This window comes from Sphingobacterium yanglingense (assembly GCF_004363245.1).
GTDB lineage: Bacteria > Bacteroidota > Bacteroidia > Sphingobacteriales > Sphingobacteriaceae > Sphingobacterium > Sphingobacterium yanglingense.
The window spans coordinates 56,462-75,580 of sequence record NZ_SNYV01000001.1 but is presented as its reverse complement, the minus strand read 5'-3'; the positions used below and the strand labels follow the sequence as shown (position 1 = coordinate 75,580).

Genomic DNA, 19,119 nt, shown 5'->3' with positions numbered 1-19,119 from the left:
AAGTTTATATTATTTTTTTAATACCCAATTGCTATAGATGCCGAATTATGACCTCTGTTCGGTGGGTCGGGCAGGAAATCCAGCTGGATCTCGGGCTTCAGACCATCCTGTTTATCCCAGTCTTCGACCTTCAATGGTTGGTCTGTGCCGTTCTTTTTCAATATTGCCTTCACCTTATACCGTCCAATGGGGATGTCCTGTAATTCATAGCGGTTCTGCCATTTGTCCTCACCATAACGGATCGACAATGTACGTCCCGCAGAACCGTCGATGAGCGGTCCGACAGGTGTAAATACCAGCTCGATGTCTTTCTCATCTTCGTAAAAACCATCACCCGACCTCAACATCACGAATCCTCCGTAGTAGTTTTCTGCTTCCCAAGGCATTCGGCCTTCCAGTTTCCAGGTAAAATTGCGGACAGCACCTTCTTCGTTATAAGCATCAGTCTTGTCCGGAAAAAGCTCCATAGTATATTTCTGTCCGTTGTACGTCTTATCCGCATAGGCAAATGTCCGCCACGCCCCCAGTTGTGCTTTAATTTTGTAGATACCGTTCTTATCAGTCGTTCCGTGTATGTAGGAGGCATATAGTATCGTGTTGTCCAGCACTATTCTTGCTCCTGGAATAGGATTACCTGTTCCATCCAACACTTTGCCTGTGGCATAGCCTTTTTCTTCACCTAATTCGTCTGTATCCTCGGCAGACTTTGTACAAGCTAGTAGCATCATCATGAGCAAGCATAGTCCTATTGCCTTTTTTTTAATTGTTGTTTCCATAAGTTTATAGTATTCGTTTATAATTTTTGCCCTATATAAGTTAGCCTGTATTGCAGGCCAACGTTTGCATAGGTCAAAATTACCCGCTATCCGTCATCTATGATACCCCCCAAAGGGGGGTTTTATTCAGCAGGGGTTATGACTATCTTTGTCTTAGATAAACCTGATAAGCAATCTATTATGATGATGAAAATTATATTTAAAAAAATACAACGAATACGGCACCTATGGTTATGTCTGTTAGCTATGTCATTTTCGTCGGGGGTTTTTTGCCAGAATCTTGACTCACTCGAACAGGTATTGCAAACAGGTAAGCTGACGGTTGGAGATCAAATCAAGATATTGGATGACCTCAACTGGTTTTATAACAGTGTTGATGCCGGACGATCTATTCATTACGGAAAACTGGGCCTAGAACTGGCCCAAAAGACTGGGAACAAAAAGATGACAGGCACCTTCCTTAAAAATATCGGGGTATCCTACTATATGGACGGGGTCAATGATACCGCGATGATCTATCTCGAAAAAGCTAAACCGATTGCCGAAAATCTGAATGATTACCGAATGTTGGCGGCTATATATAATACTTATGCTAATATCTATCGAGTCCAGAGTATGTACAATGAAGCAATTGAAAACTACCTAAATGCCGCAAAAACTCTTGAAGCACATCAGGACATTAATGGACTCACCCTTATCTATTCCAATATAGCTGGTATTTACCAAATCATGGCCAATCATCGACAGGCGCTGCCCTACTTAAAAAAAGCAGAACAACTAGCTATCAAAACCAAAGACAATGAAGGGCTAGGGAGTGTTTATATCGCGCTAAGTGATGTTGGTCTGGAATTGGGAGACCCAAAGGACACATCCGTACAATACGCCCAGAAAGCCATGAAGCTTTTTGGGCAAACAGGCAATAGGCTTTTCGAGAACAAAGCGCTCCAGACACTAGCAAAAGTGTATTATCATCATCACGAATACAATGTCGCTGTCCCCCTTGCAAGGCAGGCAGTAGACAGAGCCAAAGATCTGGGCTTTGCACGCAATACTGCTGAAGCGCTAACGATTATGTCCAATACGCTCTTCTATCAGGGGCATTACGCCCGGTCTGCCGAGGTGGCTATTGAAGTATTGGCAACGGATTCTACCGACATCAATATCATTAGGAATATATATTCAAACCTAGTGCTGGCCAATGCCTATCTAGGCCATCCCGATCTCAGTTACAAGTATATGGATAGGTATAGGGAATTTGCCGATCGACATACGACCGAATCTTATCAAAAATCACTATCCGAACTCCAGGTTAGATACGAGACCCAAAAGAAAGAGCTGAAAATAGAAGCATTGGAAAAACAACATCAATTATATATCTGGCTAGGAATCGCGGGAGCACTCCTTTTGCTGATAGCGCTCGCATTTGCGTATATACGCTACCGACTCGCTGTAAGCAGGAGAAAGCTTGCGGAGAAAGAAACGCAACGGCTCGAGCAGGAAAAACAATTGGTAGCCGTACAAGCGACCCTAGATGGCGAAACAGCAGAGCGCACACGTCTAGCCCGTGATCTGCATGACGGTCTGGGCAGTATGCTATCGGCCGTAAAGCTCAATCTGCCTCAAGTACAAGGAAATGCCCTACTCGAATCAGTGGATGTATCGAGATTCCAAAAAGCAATGGGCATGCTCGACGATTCTATACAGGAGCTGCGTCGTGTGGCACACCATATGATGCCCGAGAGCCTATTGCGCTTTGGGCTTAAGGTATCGCTATCCGACTTTTGTGCAGCTATTCCCTTAGCTAGGTTCCATTACTTCGGAAATGAGGCGCGTCTGCCGGAAAAAATGGAAATTATGATTTATCGTTGTATCCATGAGTTGGTCAACAATGTATTAAAACATGCCGAAGCAACCCAGATCAATGTACAGCTGGTTCAGGAGGCCGACCGTGTATCCTTTACCGTACAGGACAACGGAAAAGGCTTCAAACCGGATAGTACAACCGAAGGAATGGGGCTTCAAAATATTCGAAGTCGTGTAGAGGCATTTCAGGGAAAGATGGAAATTCTTTCTTCGGCTCAAGGTACAGAAATCCATATCGAACTGGATCTCACAAAACTTTCATAATATGATTAAGGTAGCCATTGTAGATGACCACAAAATCCTTACCGAAGGATTGCAGGGATTGATTGATGACTCGGGTATAGCGCAAGTTGTGGGCATCGCCCATAGTGCTGCGCAATGCAGGGATTCCGTCAATTTTTGGAAACCCGATGTCCTATTAATGGACGTGGGCCTACCGGATAGGAGTGGCGTAGATCTATGCAAGGAAATAAAAACGCTGAATCCTGATATCAAGATTCTCGCACTGACCACACACAACGAGTACAGTATCGTACGACAGATGCTCGATAACGGAGCATCCGGTTATTTAATCAAAAATGCGATGACCGAAGAGGTGCTGGCAGGCATACAAGCTGTAGCGAATGGAGAGACATTTCTCTGTCACGAAATCGACATGATGATGAATAGACCTAAAGAAAACCACATCTGGCTCAGCGACCGTGAACGAGAAATGCTCCGGCTCGTAGCCGAAGGATTGACTAACGGAGAAATTGCAGAGCGTATTTTCTTAAGCCCCGAAACGATCAAAAGTTATCGAAAAAATCTATTATTGAAACTGGATGCTAAAAATACAGCAGTACTGATAAGAATAGCTATTGAGCAAAAATTGATTTAACTATACTGGTGATTATAGTAGTCTATTATCCCATATATAATCCTCGGAGGAATCAAACCACAATGCATTGGGGTACCGCTCCTTTAACAGACTTGTTTTACCCGTCTGTCGGGCACCCCATAGGAACAAACTTTCAGCACCAGCATCTTGAAACACTTGTTTTCTCTTAAACATAGCATTAATACACCTTAATATTTCATATTATTTTAAAGTAGCACTTTAATATTTTATATTATTTCAAAAATACATATTTGTACGGGTAGATGCAAAAACAACAGAATATCTTTTAAAAATCAATCATTTAGGTTTATACAATCCATATTTCATAGGCCATATGAGTAGGTAGATTTAAAAGGATTTTATTATATCAAAAGTGTTCTATCTGGAGTGACTCACTTTTTAGAGTAGCGGTTACTTCTTCTTCAAATACTTTTTATAATTCCCTTCTTTGATATAGTCCAACCCTCCTTCTTTGCAGTAACCTGTCAGGTAGACAGAGTATTTGTTACTATCGGCCTTATCTGCATTCAGTTCTTTTATCACATCAGAGACACGTCTCGGGGTTTCAAAAAAATCGGAGTCGTATACCAGATGATCTAGCTTCTGATTCTTCTCTACGCGTTTTTGAGATTCGGGAGGCAAAGCAAAAAGTGGGGTGAGTTCGATGTCGCTCTCAAAAAGATCCCGCGGCTGGATTTGTAAAGCGCGACAAATGAGCAAGAAGTTATTAAGGGTAGTACCACGACCTTTTTCTAAGGCGAGTACGGTAATAGTTGTAAGCCCGGTTAAATCAGCAACATCGTTTTGAGAATAGGAAAGTTCTTCACGACGAATACGTATCTTTTCACCTAATACCTTTAATATATCTTTGTTTACTGCTATCACAAAACAAATAGAACTAATATTTGCGCAAACAAAATAAAATATAGTTTTTGTAAAATTTGTTTTTAAAAATAAAAACCCTACATTTGTTTAGAGATAACCAAAGCTTATATAAACATGAAAAACACATTGTATAAGAACATCGTTAAATCTCCTGTTTAATAAAACAGGAAAATTATAGAAAGAGGTAATAATAAAGCAACTGTATTAGCGCCCAATTTTATACAAAAACCAATTATTGCTTAAAAATCCTCCATTATTTTTAGTTCAGGTCATTTATGCTTTTTAAGCATGAAACAGGAACAGTATTGCTCTTTGATATATTGGTATGGGTAAAAAATATTTGAGGCTGCTTGTTCAGCCGTAGAGTGAGGGTATACTGCCACTCACTAAGTACCCTTAATTATTAATGATTGCGGACAGGGGTACCCTATAGACGATCACGGCTTGGAGGGTATTCACAACCAAGGAAATGAATCAAGGTGATATAGATTCCTTCCTGTAGATAATCTCAGTTTGTAGGGTATTCACAACGTTAAGTTTTATGTTGTATTGCCCGCTAATCCTGTAGATGATCACATTTTATCTTCTTGCCGTCATCTCGCTACGTCCCGAATCATAGGGGACCGTAGCGGAGAGATCCAACGACATAGTTAACCCTAAAAAGTCTATAGATACCTCAACAAGGTCGGTATGACGAATGAAGTAAGCAAATGCTATTTGTAGGGTATTGACAACTCGTTGTACAATAAAATAATAGCTCTGTTTCCTGTAGATGATCACAGTTTGTATACTATATCGTCACCCTGAGCGGAGTGAAACGGAGTCGAATGGGTCTAAGACATAATAGTTAACCCTATACAGTTAATAGACATCTCCACAAGGTCGATATGACGTAATGAAATAAGCAATTACAATTTGTGGGGTATACACAACCGAGTCTCGTTTCCAAAAACTAAGCATTTAATAAACAGACACCTTAATTACCACTCTTTAACAACCTCCCAGAGGTCGTTCCATTGTGGATTAAGCTTGTTTATAAGCATCTCTTTCTTTGCGCGACTCCATTTCTTGAGCTGTTTTTCTCTGTCGATGGCTTCTTCAATAGCAGGAAAGGATTCATAATAAACACAGAGACAGGAATTATACTTACTTGTAAACGAATTGAGATAATGCTTCTCACGATGCTCAACCAACCTTGAGTATAAATCAGAAGTCACTCCAATATAGAGTACAGTTCGGTTTATATTAGTTAGCATATAGATAACACCTCCTCTTTCCATTGGATTAAAATACTAAAAATTAACCAACATACATGAGGCTGCTTGTTCAGCCGTAGGGTGAGGGCATGTCGCCACTCACTAAGTACCCTTATAATTTAATTTCTAACAGCGTAGGGCGATTTTTTCATTTGTGGTGTAAACAACCTTGCAAGCTCTTTTGGTTAATTAGAAAACCTGTAGATGGTCACAATTTGTAGGGTATTAAAAACGGCTTCTACTGTAACCCTTTTGCTTTAATTATCTTAATGACAATTTATTTGTCCTGTCCCCGTCATCTCGATTGCAGCGCAGCGGAATAGAGAGATCTAGCGAAATAACATTTAACCCTAGACAGTCCATAGATATTCCGATACTCGGAACAGGCACTCGACTGCGCTCGGTATGACAAAGGGAAGTAGGCAAATGCAATTTATAGGGTATTCACAGCACACAGCCTAAGACTAAGCTTGAACAAAAGTCAACCCTCGAACGTTCTTAGATATCTCCACAAGGTCGATATGACGTAACGAAATAAGAAATTACAGATTAATAAAGTACTTACAACAGACGTCAGAAACTTTTATCTCCCATACCAATACGTCTAGCAAATAAAACACAACTGCGATAGCCTTGGCAACAAAAGATAAAACTAGCAAAACGCTGAGGTTATCCGCAGTTATTTGACAACAAGCAAAAAACCAAATCATGAAACTAAACAACACACAGCTACACCTCTCTTTCCTAAAAGAAGGAAAAGAGAAAGGCCTAGACTACTTCTACAAAAAGTACTTCGACACCTTCTGCTATCGGGCTGAACGTGCTACCGATGATCGCTGTACAGCAGAAAGTATCGTACAGGAAGCTTTCTTTCGGTTGTGGCTCTTCCGCGAACAGATTGAAGACAGCGAATCACTATTCAACTTTCTAAAAAAGCAAATCCGAGCTGCTATAGGTGTCTACTTTACTAAATCCAGAAATAGATTTCAACGGAGTTTACTTCGGTTAGATGGTATTGAAGACTATCAAGAATTTATGCTTGGCTATGACATGGAAGCCGAGGACGAAATAAATGCAGTATACCTAGAGCAACTTGAGGAGGATAAAAAAGCAAAACTTCAGAAACTGAACAACCTCCTTCCCTATCTATCTGAACAGCAACAGAACTTTATCAAGCTATGCTTACAATACAGCTTCAACTATGAGCGAATCGCTTACTATTTAGGAGGCATATCTGATTATGAAGTCAGCATACAAGTCGAAAAAACAATTGAAACCCTACGTCAGATATTTCAAAGCCAAGACAAGCTCAATATGCTAAACATTCCTATCGCATTGAAACTGGAAGGAGAATTTTCGGAAGAACAAGCCGAAGTGTTGCGTATGCGCTATGAGCTCCAGATGTCATTTGATGAAATTTCCGAGTCACTTCAACTAAGTTCTTCCGCCGTCAAAAAAATATTTATCGAAGCACGAACTAAAGTTAAACCCACTAAAAAGACAGCATAAATCATGGAAAAAGATACTATCGTACTCACTAGAAAAATACAGCTTCATATCGACTCTGACGATAAGGAAAAACGATCTGAATATTATAAAACCCTATTCGAATGGCAAGATGTTGTATTTCGGGGAGCCAATATGGTTATGTCGCATCAATATATCCAAGAGCAGATGAAAGACCTTATCTATCTACAGGATGATGTTAAAGTCAAATTAGCCGACCGCAACAAGGATGAGGAAGGCATTCTAAATACGTCGCGGATGAATACAACCTATAAAATATTATCCCGTTATTTTAAAGGAAAAATCCATTCCGACATCCTATCCTGCATCAACATGACATTGATAAAAACCTTCAACACCGAAAGGTTAGACTATTGGAAAGGCACCAAGTCCCTACGCAACTATAAGAAGGATATGCCTATTCCTTTCTCAGGAACTCAGATCAAACTCAGTAAGGATGAAAACAATCGTGATTTCAAATTCACGTTATTCAAAATCCCCTTCCGAACTTACCTCGGCAAAGATCGCTCAGACAAAAGGGTGCTCCTCCAAAGAGCACTAGTAGGACAAATAAAAATATGCGCCAGTGCATTAAAAATAGTAAAAGGCAAAATCTTCCTGCTACTGGCATTAGAGATGCCCAAGAAACAACAGGAACTCAAAGATCATGTCATTGCCGAGGCATCATTAGCTGTTGAGCATCCCATAACCGTACAGATAGAGAAAGATAACTTTCAAATCGGTAATAAAGAAGAATTTCTGTACCGTCGTATCGCTATACAATCGGCTCGTCACCGTATCCAACGAGCGGCGGCATTCTCAAGAGGTGGGCATGGTCGCAAGAAAAAGCTAAAAAGTCTCGAGCATTATAATCAAAAAGAGAAAAACTACGTTGACAACAAACTACACCTCTACAGTAGAAGACTGATTGATGTCTGTATCAAAGCCCAAGCTGGCACATTACTACTCGTCAACCAAAGCCTAAAAGAAGAAGTCGCCAAAGAAGACGAATTCTTATTGCGTAACTGGTCATACTATGGACTTATCGAGAAAATAAAGTATAAAGCAAATTTGGCTGGAATCCAAGTTATTATTGAATAAATAAAATCCTTGATTATAAAGAAGCACATGGGGCTATATCAAAAGTAGAATTTACCGTCATTTCGACTGTAGCGCAGCGAAATGGAGAACCCCGAAGGGCTCTCGGAACGAAAATCTAAAGATTTTAAATTTAAGTTTTTAGATTTCTCGACTGCACTACGTTTCGCTCGAAATGACGTGAGAGTTTCAATTATGATACAGCCCAATATGAAAGAAAAGGGATTATCTTCGTAAAACAATCCCTTTTTCTAAACTGAATATATTTAAAATTATAAAGACTTTCATGCTCCCATTAAAGGATCTGTGACACTATCTTTACCATTTTCTATTCTACCCGCATATCTTCGGCTAAACTGAAATCCCGGATCAAGGCTCTTGATTTCAAGATCGTACCAACGGTATGTATCTTTTGTCTTGATCTTTATCTCCTTCTTCTTGGATGGAGCAATCAGTATAGGAGCAGAATCGGCATTTTTGTAATGATCCGTAACCTGTACTGTGATTGGCTGCTCATTTCTGTTATGAATAGCCAAGACAATTTCTTCATCGGCAGCTCTATAGGATTGTTCGACTAGGACACCAGCGGATTTGCGGTCTCCTTGATAGGATCTATAATATCCGTTTGGTCCATGTAGCACTAAGTGATACGCCTGCTGTTCAAAATCATCCAAAGACCAAGCGTAAGAAACAGACTGTCCTGCGGATGTAGCAAAGGCCCAATTGGCTTTATCCTTTTTGTAGCCATGTGCATAGACATTGAAGGCTGCCCCTAAGGACTTTTTCTTAAACAAAGATGCAGAAGCTTCCATACGTAGCACCAACTGTCCGTTTTCGATATTCTCTTGAACATATAGTTCGTAGTTAAGCGCATTCGACGGCTTCGTCCCCTGCTCCTGGGCAGGAAGTAAATGTCGGGATTTCCCTTGCTTTATGAGCGTACAGTCTTGCTCCCCGAATTTGCGAAAATTGTTTGGGAGAGGCTTTTCCCGGGCATTATTAATCGCCAGTATCTGCTTATTTCGATCCAAAAACTCTGGTAATGTGAATTTCCCTTTTTGAAAAGGTCTGAATGCGGATGTTAGATCTCCGGTGATCGCCCGTCGCCAAGAACTGATATTGTCCTCGACAAGATTTACCTTAAATTTTTGTTGGACAAAGTGCTCTACAAATTGGATGGTCGATGTGATATCAAAGACCTCAGAATTGACCCAACCGCCACGTGACCAAGGCGAAGCGATGATGAGAGGCACCCGGTATCCTAGTCCCACAGGCCCTTCGGTAGCATAGCTCGGGTCTATGCCGTAAGCCAGCTCTTGCTCTCTGCTGACATACTCTGTACTATAATCTAGATCGGCACTGGTCGCACCGGTACTCGAATCGCCCGGTTTGGGCGCCACAAATGGCGGTACATGGTCAAAGTAACCGTCATTCTCATCATAGTTAAGGATAAAGATGGTCTTCTTCCAGACCTCCGGATTCTCGGTCAGGATCTGTAGTAGTTCGGACACATACCAAGCTCCATACATGGGAGCGCTAGGATGATCCGAAAAGCACTGTGGTGCTACCAACCAGGATACGGTAGGCAGCTGCCCTTGACGTACATCTTTTCTAAACTGATAGAGGACATCACCTTTGGGTGCAATAATCTCTTGCCCATCCACCTCTACAGTCTGCGTACGGTGATAATCAGGGTCTCCCTCATTGGTCTGAAAGGCTCGTTGGTGCAGGGACTTTGTAAACGTATCCAACCGATCAAATTTGTCAGCGCTATAATTTTCAGACTCCTTTTTAAAACTTTCTAGCTGCTGTTCCTTCTGTTCAATTTTCTGCTTTAACTTTTGATCATTGCGATTACCCAATTCATCTTTCATCGCTTGGATTTCGGATGGCAGTTCTTGTATACGTCGGTGGTAAAAGTCAAGATGGCTCTTTTTGAAGCGAACCCGATATTGGCTAAACCATTCGAGATTATTGTCTGTAAAATTGCCTAGCCAGCTTTCGTCTGCACCACTCAAATCATTCTGCACGCTCACTTCATTTTGATATACCTTCCAACTGATGTTGTTTTTCTCCAGTAACTCAGGGAATGTACGCCAATGCGCCTCCTTATTGAAGTATACATCAGAATTTCTAACAAGCGGCTTTGCGCCCTTTTCAGGCACACATTTACCTGTCCAAAAAAAATGTCTGTTGGTCGTAGTACCTGTAATAGAAGAACAGAAGTGTTGATCGCATATCGTAAATGCATCTGCAAAAGCGTAATAGAATGGGATATCTTCACGGGTATAGTATCCCAATGTCAATGGAAGGTCCCGATATTGCTTATTGCCCGAACGTTTGGACTCCAACCAATTGTCAAACCGGCCATTGTTCCATGCCCCTATCTGATTTTCCCAGGAATGAGGCAGGTCCTGTGTCCAAGCTGCATTGGAGTTTTTGATATCAAGGCGAAACGGTGCATAAGTTTCTCCATTATTATTAGACTGTAACCATACTGGATTTCCATTGGCCAAAGTCAAAGCTCTAGGATCATTGAAGCCCCGGACACCGCGGAGACTGCCAAAACTATGGTCGAAAGAACGATTTTCCTGCATGACCATAACGATATGCTCCGCATCCAAATACGTACTACCCTGTGCCGGATCGATACGCAATGCTGCTTGAATAGACGATGGAAGACTATTGAATAATCCAAAAGAACCCGCTAGCATTCCTGCCTTTTTTATAAAATCTCTTCTGCTTTCCATTTAGATTGTTTAAAGTATGAAGGTGCCCATGGCGAGCACCTTCTAATATAGTTTTAATACATTTTATTTCAAAATCCACATCAGTTGATTGATATCGTCAACCCCTCCAAATTGACGCTTGACCGCCTCGTCTACATTTTCGGTATTATAGTTAAACTCCGAACTCGGATACTTCCAACGCACAGGAATTTTGGACGGAGCCTCAGAGTTTAAACTAGATGCCGGATTGATCTTCCATGCAGGATATCCCGTACGGCGATAATCGTAATACGTAGCAAATTCAGATTGTAAATAACTGGCTAGATATTTTTGTGTAATGATTTCTTCGATCTGTGCCTCCTTGCCGACAGGAAATGTGGTTCCTAACCCAACTACATGTGTATCGATATAACTTGTAGTAAGAGGCATATCGTGATGAAATTGCACTGTATTGGGCGTATTGTCGGCAATAAATTGCATAGACGCGGCTACTCCTTTTTTATACCAATCTACACTCTGGTCCGTCACCCAGCCTCTAGCAGCCGCTTCAGCAATAACAAAACACAATTGTGAATATGAAAGTTGTTGAGTGGGTTCTCCAGTAGCAATCTCAGTATATCGGTCGTTGAGCTTCGAATAATCTGTAGAATTTTTAATTGCAGTTACCTTATCATATTCTAATGAAGGATCTATTCCAACATACGAATCGAAATCTGAGGCTAACTTACCATCTTTTATTCGCTTGGCCGATGGATTGGCATAATAAAATAATCGACGGTCGCCTCGTGTTTTTAAACGATCAATGATCTCACTCGATACGATAGGATAGATTGTAAAGTTATTCCCCACTTTATAGAAAGGATAGGTCTGACCACTTTTATCCGAACGGATCAATTGATAATTATCTGCATTCGACACAAAAATTGGCTTATTGCTTAGAATTTGTTGAAACCGGGATTTAATATTAAGATCTGGATCGGACTCTTTTTTGCTCAGCTGAATTAATACGTTAAGCGTATAACTGTTTACCAATTTGCGCCATTTCGATACTGAACCATTATACAAAGGATCTCCAGTAAATGTTTCTCCTGCTTCAAAAGCCTTGTCCGCAAGTTCAAGTTCATTGAGTATGCCTAAAAAAACATCCTTTTGATTATCATACTTAGGAAAATAATTTTTATCCGTTTCGCCCTTTAAAGCATCCTTATAAGGAATATCTCCAAGATCCATAGTCGCTTCGAAAAATTTAGAAGCTCTTGCAAAGTACATCAGTCCTTCATAAGATTTGGCTAGTTTTTCTGTCCCCGCAAACTGAACCATAAAATGCGCATCGTTAATTGAAGCGAAACTTAATCCTCCAGCACCGAATCCATTGTATTGATAGCTCTCAACAAACTCTGTCCATACAATATTTTTGTTCAATAGATAAGGCATCATAAATCCTTTCTGCGTGGATTGATTTGCTAAATTAAGAATGATGCGTGTAGCAAGCATAGCAGAAGTTACTTTTTCTGTTGCTTCTGGGTTACTGTTTATCTCGTCGAATTTCGAACAAGAAGTACCTAACCCCACTAATCCGATCAGTATATAATTGAATATTTTTTTCATCTGTTTAATTGTTTTTTAGAAAGTCAAATTGACATTAAATCCAACATAACGCATGGATGGAGAGTTTAGATCCTCAGATCCTGTATCTGGGTCGGAGAAACGATACTCTTTCGTCCATAAAAATAAATTTTGCCCCGTAACACCAATACTTGCCTTCTTTGCCTTAAACTTATTTGCGATTGTAGCCGGGACAAAGTAGTTGACGGAGACCTCCCTTAACTTGACGAATGTCTCATCCCAAATATTTTGTGTACCAGAGTAAGCTCTCTTCCAATAGTTTTCATAAGAAACTACTTTGTCGTTAGGTGCGAAAACACGATCATCATTAGTAATCTGACCATATTTATCATAAGCTACCGATCCAGATACGATCTTGACCCCCTCTCCTATAAAAGTCTTATTGCCATTAACTACCTCTTCGTACCGCTCCGGTACGTCAGAGTCTGGATGTGCTCCTGTCTGCCATAATCGAGCATTCATACTGGAATAAGACAGCCCCTTTACACGACCATCGAAACTAAGGGACAGTGCAAAATCTTTATATTGAAATTGATTGGTAAGCCCCCAGAACCATTTCGGAGCAGTGTAACCGAACAGACGGGATTCATGCGTAGCACTGATCGGCATACCAGAAGCGTTATGTATGATCTGCCCATCCGGAGTTCGCTCCCAATCTCTAGTGACATAATGATCCGCTCTTTCTCCAACCTTAACATACAAAGCGTCGGCGGAATAGTCTGGATCCAATTTATGGTAATATCTTAAATTCTGTGATAAATTACCACTTACCTCCCATTGGAACTTTTCCTTCTTAACAGGAATACCTCCCAATGAAATCTCGTGTCCGCGTGTCATATACTCTTCTGCTGTATTGATTAGGCGAGCAGTAAAACCCGTCGATCCAGAAATTGTAGTTTCACGTCGTTGATTATGTTCCCAACGGTAATAATAAGTGTAGTTACCAGTCAGTCGTTGGTTTAGTATAGCCCATTCTAAACCAAATTCTGTCAAATCTTCTTGCGAAGGCTTAATCGAATAATCCTTAATAGAATTAGGGTACGAACCAGTGGAAAGACCATCCCAGACATTAGAAGACACCGAAAAAACCTGATTTATATCATAGGGGTTTGGTGGATATTTTGTCACAGCCCAAGAAGACCTCGCTTTTAATAAATTAAGCCATTGCGGTTTGTTAGAAATAAGATCGGATATTACCACGCTACCCGATACTGATGGATAAAAGAAAGACCGACTTTCTTCAGGGAGGGTAGATACCCAATCGTTACGACCTGTAGCTTCTAAAAAAATAGCATTTTTCCACGACAACGATAATCGTCCATACATACCATTCCTCATTTCTTTTGTTTTCCCTTCCACTGCAGAAACGGGGCCTATTGAATTTCGAAGAGAATAGAAACCTGGAATATATATACCATTGACTGTACTCGCTGTTATTGTATTGTCCCGACGATAAAAAATAGATCCACCTGCCAAAGCATCAACTCCGAAATCTCCGAAAGTTTTATTGGCTGTAAAAATAAAGTCATTTGTGGTACTGAAACCGTCCTGCTTTCTGGACCAATATTTTCCTTTATTATCATATCCTGAATATCCTCCTCGAGTACCGTATATTCCCATAGGATTGGTTTGCTCCTGAGTATTGCCATAATAATCATATCCACTTCGTACCATGAACTTACCCCAATCTGTAACTTGGTAATTTAATGTTACGGCAGCATTTAGCTTATTCACTAGTTCAGAACTTATTTTCTCGTAAGCCGATAAATAAGGGTTATCATACCAAGCATTATAATGCCAGTTCTGTTTTTGATCCTTAATTAACCAATAATCTCTATATTGAGAAAGATCATACTCTGGGCCTGTCCATACCAGAATATTATAGATATAACCTTGAGAATTGTAGCCTGCGCCAAAATCATTAGGTGCGGAACGTCTGTTATAAGCAAATCGACTATCTAAACTTATTTTATCAGAAATTTTCGTCTCTCCCGATACCGAAATATTAGTCATGTTCAATTTGGTATTGGGATATTGACCTTTGTTAAGTATATGATTTATAGAGGTACGGATACTTCCATTCTCGTCTTGGTTGGTAAAACTGACTGAATTGTTGGATATAAAGCCTGGTTCCAAAAAGTTTTTAAAGTTGTTTTTCCCTTTAGAGGTCAATTCACTATCTTCCATCTGCTTAGTTATTGGATTCCATTGAGAATATATCTTCCCTATATCGAGCTTATCTCCCCAGACCTCATCATCAGTGTTGTATTTACCACCATAACCAGCAGAATAGGCAGATTGCACATTAGGCAAGGCAAGGTATCCCGAGAAGAACATATTGTTACTACTTGCAGAAATTTCCACCCCTTTCTCTTTTAGGCCCTTTTTGGTGGTAACCATAATAGCACCAGCTGAACCATCAACTCCGTAAAGAGCGGCCGCTGTGGAACCTTTCAATACTGAAATATTTTCAATATTGTCTACAGCAATATCGCGTAAAGTGAGGTTTTCGTAAAGCACTCCATCTATGACCAAAATAGGGCTTTTACCTCTTAAAGTGATACTAGGGGCTCGGTTGAATTCCGTACTATTGAATACCCGAAGTCCTGAGATACGACCTGTTAAAGTCGTACCAACATCAACTCCCTTAACCTTTTGTAGTTGATCTCCTTTAATCTCCTGAACCGAATAACCTAAAGCTTTCTGCTCACGCTTTATCCCCAAAGCCGTAACCACCACTTCGTCCAGTGAATTATCACTTTTTACAAGTTCGATGGTCTGATTAGAGTTTATTGAAATTTCCAATGGACTGTATCCTAGCATAGAGATAACAACACGTTTGCTTTCACCTGCATTTGGAAAATGAAAACGCCCTTGGCTATCGGTTTGAACAGCATGGGACGTACCTAACAAGCGGACTGTAGCTCCTACTATTGGAGTTTTACTTTCTGCATCAGTGACGTTACCTGAAAGCGACTGTTGCAAGATTGCAGTATAGGAATTTATTTCTGTTTTATCTCCAGTAGATCCTTGGGATGATGATTTCCGTATAATATAAGAGTTTTCACCTACCCGATCGATCTGTATCTGATTGAGTGTAACTGTTTTTACAAAGTGTTCGATTTCATTTTTCTTTAGATTTTTTACATCAAATGAATTCTTGATCTTTAGGTTTTTGAGCTTAGACTCGTAGTTGAAACGAACGCCAAATTTATTCTCCAATTGTATCAACAGATCTGTTATACTTCGGTCTTGATCGAGCACAATGCTAGCCCCAAATACTTGCGCCTGATGGAGTGGCCCCACGGTCAAAGTCAGGGCTAACGCCCAGGTTAATAATTGTCTTTTCATACTTTTGCTTATAAAAAAGTTAACTTTTGATTGATAAATGTCTTTTTTAGGATTTCTTTACAATGGTCTATGTTGTTGGTCGGCAGATAACCAGTGAATTGAAGTTCTTTAAACTTCGGATGCATGTGTAGGTTGTTTGTTCCATAAATTGTATTTAATTGATTAATAACTTCATTAAGAGGAGTATCCTTAAAGTAAAGCTGACGATTGGTCCAAGAGGTATACATCAAAGTATCTACCGCGCTGAGTTGAAAAGTATTCGATATTTCAGAATACATAGCTTTATATCCGGGGGAAACAACAACTTTATCCTTGTTGTTAGCAATAGAAAGTCTGCCTTCTGTCAACACGACTTCCTTGTTTTCCTTACCGAAGTTGAGATGGAATCTTGTACCGAGTACCCGGATTTCAAAACCATCGGCCGAATGAACCATAAAGGGTTGCTCGAATCGCTTGGCTATTGAAAAGAAAGCCTCACCTTCTAATCGGATCCTGCGAACGGAATCTTGTTTAAAATCTGTAACCTGAACAAGTTTACTACCAGATTTAAGTATTACTGAAGAGCCATCCTCTAAAAGGATCTTCTTGATGTCTTTTGTGGTATTTGTAAAAGTTTTTCCGGATCCGACCTGACGTTGAAAATAGTTGTAGACTAGGAACGAACTGATCAACAATATCGCTGCGGCAGATGCATACCTAAAATATAGTTTAACATTTAGTTTTCTTTTGGTTACTTGGGCTCCTTTAAGAATAGACTTAAGAATATTTTCTGAAGCCTCTGGATTGAGTCGGAGATCAACCGGAGATTCCTTGACAGCGTCTTCCACTGACAATAGGTTCTCCTTAGTAAACGTATTATCACGTATAGTAACATAGAGTTCGTGGATCTCCTCCCCCGAACAGTTATTGTCTAAATAGCGGCGGTATAAGTAATTGTATCTATCAGGTTCCATTGGATATTAGCCCTTTTATAGATACTACGGACAGGAAGAAAAAAAAGACGATGCTGAGGCGGAAAAAAATTAAATTATTTTTATGAAGATCGCAGCTAATGCTAACAGATCAGATCTCTCTAGGATAAAAGATTTCACAAACTTGTTGCTTTTGACCAATTGGTCTCTGACGGTATTGATTGAGATATCCAACATCTCAGCTATTTCTTCATTACTCAGATTTTCAAGTTTGCTAAGCTGAAAAATTTGACGTCTTTTTTCAGGCAGGAGCGAAATGGCTTCTTGGTAAAGTTTTTCCAACTCATTGAAATAAAGTTGATCTTCATTACTATTGGAATACCCCTCCTTTGTCTTTTGATAGTAAGAAGAATAGCTTTCAAACAATAGCCTTTTCCGTAATTCGTCAAAGACTAGATTTCGTGCGATGGTAAACAGATAGGATTTGATATTTTGGGAGATGTCAATATCGGTTACTTTGTTCCAGAATCTAGTAAATGTCTCTTGTACAATATCTTCAGCTAAATCTGGCTCTTTGATATGTAGACAAGCATATTTGTAAACAGCATCCTTATATTCGTAAAAGAAAACTTTAAAAGCCTCTTTATCCTTATTTTTTAATCTAAATGCTATATTTTCCATAATTCCAGCCAACACATAATTAGAGTTTGCCTCATGTAACTAAAACAGTACAATTATATCAAATGTATTTGGAATTAGAACGGTTTTAATTTTTTAATAACATAGGGTAAATATGGAGAAGGCCATACGACAACCTGTTTTTACCGAATAACTTTCTCCCTCTTTGAGGCAGCCCAGCTTAAGTTAAAACGCTATAAAGTTTGAAATATAAACCTATCAGTTAACAGATCTTCTCACAAAAACATGTCTCCCCTACCTATTGTAAGGGTATTCCTGTATCCAGTTAAAGCCGCGCTTCCTTAGCTCAAAGTCCTCTGGGTTTTGCTTGATCAGCTTGATGACTTCTGTACGGTCATCAAATACTTTCTTTAAGGTGATATCCCCATTGTCAGCTACTGAATAATCGAATGTATATTTATTTAACGATATAATCTTGTTGGCTGGATCTATTCTTGGCGTTATATCTATTTTCTTATAGTACTTATCTCGAACACTTTCATAACCTTCATATTCGAAAACAATAGACATCCAGTCGTCAGGAATACTCTTCCTACCTTCCTTATCATCGTCAATAAAATAAATACCATACAACGCAGATTTTTTGAAATACTGCCCCATCAGCTTATGCCTATTCAGTAAACCTGTAATCTGCTGAGTTACAAAAACAAGAAGAATCACGACTTTGAGTCCGATCATCAACTTGTTTTTCCAAGGCCGTGCGTATATCGGTCTCTCCAGCAGCTGCAACTGAGCAGGACGTCCGTGTACCAATAAGTTGAATAAAGACTGGATGTGTGGTAAGAGCAAATAGAGAGATAAGATCAATAGTGCGGTCGAGACAATCTTGACAGGGACGTCAAAGAAATAATTGGCCGTCATAATATTGATACTGACCGCCATGGTGATCAATGCCCCTAAGACCAAAGTTCTACGAAACAACAGGAATCCTGCCAATATCTCAGCAATTCCGACAAAAATATTGTAGCCCTTGGAGTATCCGAAATACGTCCAGGCTAACCCCATGGGAGAGAACTCTCTCAGCGGCTCCATCAGTCGACCTAGCCCCGGAGGCAGCATCTGCGAATGCGTCAATTTAATCACACCATAGTTGATCAACATAAATGCGATGTAATACCTCGTGACGGCAGTAAGCCAATAATAACAGGTATTATAACTTTTTCTATCTCTATCAACAACGGACCAAATAATGGTCCCTAATACCGCAACAGTAAAAAAAAGTGCTAAAGAAACCCAATCATACGAAGTATCCCCGCTACCGTTAGTGTACACTGCGTAGTCGTATCTATAATTCAGAATATGAAATGCAAACCAATGGCATAATTGGCGGATCGGCGTAGCCAGAAATTGGGTCAGGTAACCTAACAGCGAGAAAGCTCCATTATTCTTAAATAGAATGAACAATAGAATAAAAATAAAGGAAAAACGAAAGCCTATTTTCCTTGATTGGGTCCATGATTGGTCGATCATAATCTAACTTATAAAGTTTCTATTCTAAATTAATGAATATCAAACAATATCGTCCATATTTAACCTTATTTA

Annotated in this window: 15 protein-coding genes; 4 read left to right on the top strand and 11 right to left on the bottom strand. The window is 39.9% G+C overall.

The genetic code is table 11. The features are described 5' to 3' along the window. Positions 1–17: 17 nt before the first annotated feature. Positions 18–776 carry a carboxypeptidase-like regulatory domain-containing protein gene (locus CLV99_RS00295; RefSeq protein WP_133582490.1) on the bottom strand — a complete coding sequence of 253 codons (759 nt, stop codon included), beginning with the start codon at positions 774–776 and terminating at the stop codon, positions 18–20. Positions 777–1,022: 246 nt separating this feature from the next. On the opposite strand from CLV99_RS00295, the gene CLV99_RS00290 reads away from it, so the two are divergent. Together CLV99_RS00290 and CLV99_RS00285 are read left to right on the top strand one after the other, a co-directional pair. Next, positions 1,023–2,903: a tetratricopeptide repeat-containing sensor histidine kinase gene (locus CLV99_RS00290; protein WP_162849966.1), complete on the top strand. Its 1,881-nt coding sequence runs from the start codon at positions 1,023–1,025 to the stop codon at positions 2,901–2,903. Between the two features lies 1 nt (position 2,904). Further along, entirely contained in the window at positions 2,905–3,516 is a 612-nt protein-coding gene (locus tag CLV99_RS00285) for a response regulator (protein WP_133582488.1), read from the top strand. A 12-nt stretch (positions 3,517–3,528) separates the two neighbouring features. Here the strand turns inward: CLV99_RS00285 and CLV99_RS23070 are convergent, their stop codons facing one another. The 4 genes from CLV99_RS23070 to CLV99_RS00270 form a co-directional block, all read right to left on the bottom strand. Further along, the gene (locus tag CLV99_RS23070) at positions 3,529–3,690 is read right to left on the bottom strand and encodes a hypothetical protein (protein ID WP_162849965.1); all 162 of its coding nucleotides are present in this window, start codon (positions 3,688–3,690) and stop codon (positions 3,529–3,531) included. 237 nt (positions 3,691–3,927) lie between these two features. Further along, positions 3,928–4,401: a helix-turn-helix transcriptional regulator gene (locus CLV99_RS00280; RefSeq protein WP_162849964.1), complete on the bottom strand. Its 474-nt coding sequence runs from the start codon at positions 4,399–4,401 to the stop codon at positions 3,928–3,930. 579 nt (positions 4,402–4,980) lie between these two features. Then, positions 4,981–5,181 (bottom strand): hypothetical protein, encoded by a 201-nt coding sequence (locus tag CLV99_RS00275; protein WP_133582486.1) that lies wholly within the window; start codon positions 5,179–5,181, stop codon positions 4,981–4,983. A 200-nt stretch (positions 5,182–5,381) separates the two neighbouring features. Further along, positions 5,382–5,657 (bottom strand): GIY-YIG nuclease family protein, encoded by a 276-nt coding sequence (locus tag CLV99_RS00270; RefSeq protein WP_246032665.1) that lies wholly within the window; start codon positions 5,655–5,657, stop codon positions 5,382–5,384. A 708-nt stretch (positions 5,658–6,365) separates the two neighbouring features. Here CLV99_RS00270 and CLV99_RS00265 point away from each other — a divergent pair. Both CLV99_RS00265 and CLV99_RS00260 read left to right on the top strand, forming a co-directional pair. Beyond that, the gene (locus CLV99_RS00265; protein ID WP_133582484.1) at positions 6,366–7,166 is read left to right on the top strand and encodes a sigma-70 family RNA polymerase sigma factor; all 801 of its coding nucleotides are present in this window, start codon (positions 6,366–6,368) and stop codon (positions 7,164–7,166) included. 3 nt (positions 7,167–7,169) lie between these two features. Then, positions 7,170–8,264 carry a hypothetical protein gene (locus CLV99_RS00260; RefSeq protein ID WP_133582483.1) on the top strand — a complete coding sequence of 365 codons (1,095 nt, stop codon included), beginning with the start codon at positions 7,170–7,172 and terminating at the stop codon, positions 8,262–8,264. A 281-nt stretch (positions 8,265–8,545) separates the two neighbouring features. Here CLV99_RS00260 and CLV99_RS00255 read toward each other — a convergent pair whose 3' ends face one another. From CLV99_RS00255 to CLV99_RS00230, 6 genes are all read right to left on the bottom strand, one after another. Further along, positions 8,546–11,011 (bottom strand): phosphocholine-specific phospholipase C, encoded by a 2,466-nt coding sequence (locus CLV99_RS00255; RefSeq protein ID WP_133582482.1) that lies wholly within the window; start codon positions 11,009–11,011, stop codon positions 8,546–8,548. 63 nt (positions 11,012–11,074) lie between these two features. Then, positions 11,075–12,598 (bottom strand): SusD/RagB family nutrient-binding outer membrane lipoprotein, encoded by a 1,524-nt coding sequence (locus CLV99_RS00250; RefSeq protein WP_133582481.1) that lies wholly within the window; start codon positions 12,596–12,598, stop codon positions 11,075–11,077. Positions 12,599–12,613: 15 nt separating this feature from the next. Further along, positions 12,614–15,967 carry a SusC/RagA family TonB-linked outer membrane protein gene (locus CLV99_RS00245; RefSeq protein WP_133582480.1) on the bottom strand — a complete coding sequence of 1,118 codons (3,354 nt, stop codon included), beginning with the start codon at positions 15,965–15,967 and terminating at the stop codon, positions 12,614–12,616. Between the two features lie 8 nt (positions 15,968–15,975). Further along, positions 15,976–16,920 carry a FecR family protein gene (locus CLV99_RS00240; protein WP_133582479.1) on the bottom strand — a complete coding sequence of 315 codons (945 nt, stop codon included), beginning with the start codon at positions 16,918–16,920 and terminating at the stop codon, positions 15,976–15,978. Between the two features lie 69 nt (positions 16,921–16,989). Further along, on the bottom strand, positions 16,990–17,559 hold the full coding sequence (locus tag CLV99_RS00235) for an RNA polymerase sigma-70 factor (RefSeq protein ID WP_133582478.1): 570 nt from the start codon (positions 17,557–17,559) through the stop codon (positions 16,990–16,992). A gap of 252 nt (positions 17,560–17,811) precedes the next feature. Continuing rightward, a complete protein-coding gene (locus tag CLV99_RS00230; protein WP_133582477.1) occupies positions 17,812–19,047 on the bottom strand; it encodes a DoxX family protein in 1,236 nt (411 codons plus the stop codon). Positions 19,048–19,119 lie beyond the last annotated feature (72 nt).

Excerpts from the sequence above, each read along its gene's own strand:
- CLV99_RS00255 (WP_133582482.1), bottom strand. The coding sequence starts at position 11,011 with ATGGAAAGCAGAAGAGATTTTATAAAAAAGGCAGGAATGCTAGCGGGT.
- CLV99_RS00265 (WP_133582484.1), top strand. The coding sequence starts at position 6,366 with ATGAAACTAAACAACACACAGCTACACCTCTCTTTCCTAAAAGAAGGA.
- CLV99_RS00230 (WP_133582477.1), bottom strand. The coding sequence starts at position 19,047 with ATGATCGACCAATCATGGACCCAATCAAGGAAAATAGGCTTTCGTTTT.
- CLV99_RS00290 (WP_162849966.1), top strand. The coding sequence starts at position 1,023 with ATGTCATTTTCGTCGGGGGTTTTTTGCCAGAATCTTGACTCACTCGAA.
- CLV99_RS00270 (WP_246032665.1), bottom strand. The coding sequence starts at position 5,657 with ATGCTAACTAATATAAACCGAACTGTACTCTATATTGGAGTGACTTCT.
- CLV99_RS00260 (WP_133582483.1), top strand. The coding sequence starts at position 7,170 with ATGGAAAAAGATACTATCGTACTCACTAGAAAAATACAGCTTCATATC.
- CLV99_RS00240 (WP_133582479.1), bottom strand. The coding sequence starts at position 16,920 with ATGGAACCTGATAGATACAATTACTTATACCGCCGCTATTTAGACAAT.
- CLV99_RS23070 (WP_162849965.1), bottom strand. The coding sequence starts at position 3,690 with ATGTTTAAGAGAAAACAAGTGTTTCAAGATGCTGGTGCTGAAAGTTTG.
- CLV99_RS00285 (WP_133582488.1), top strand. The coding sequence starts at position 2,905 with ATGATTAAGGTAGCCATTGTAGATGACCACAAAATCCTTACCGAAGGA.
- CLV99_RS00245 (WP_133582480.1), bottom strand. The coding sequence starts at position 15,967 with ATGAAAAGACAATTATTAACCTGGGCGTTAGCCCTGACTTTGACCGTG.
- CLV99_RS00235 (WP_133582478.1), bottom strand. The coding sequence starts at position 17,559 with ATGGAAAATATAGCATTTAGATTAAAAAATAAGGATAAAGAGGCTTTT.
- CLV99_RS00250 (WP_133582481.1), bottom strand. The coding sequence starts at position 12,598 with ATGAAAAAAATATTCAATTATATACTGATCGGATTAGTGGGGTTAGGT.
- CLV99_RS00295 (WP_133582490.1), bottom strand. The coding sequence starts at position 776 with ATGGAAACAACAATTAAAAAAAAGGCAATAGGACTATGCTTGCTCATG.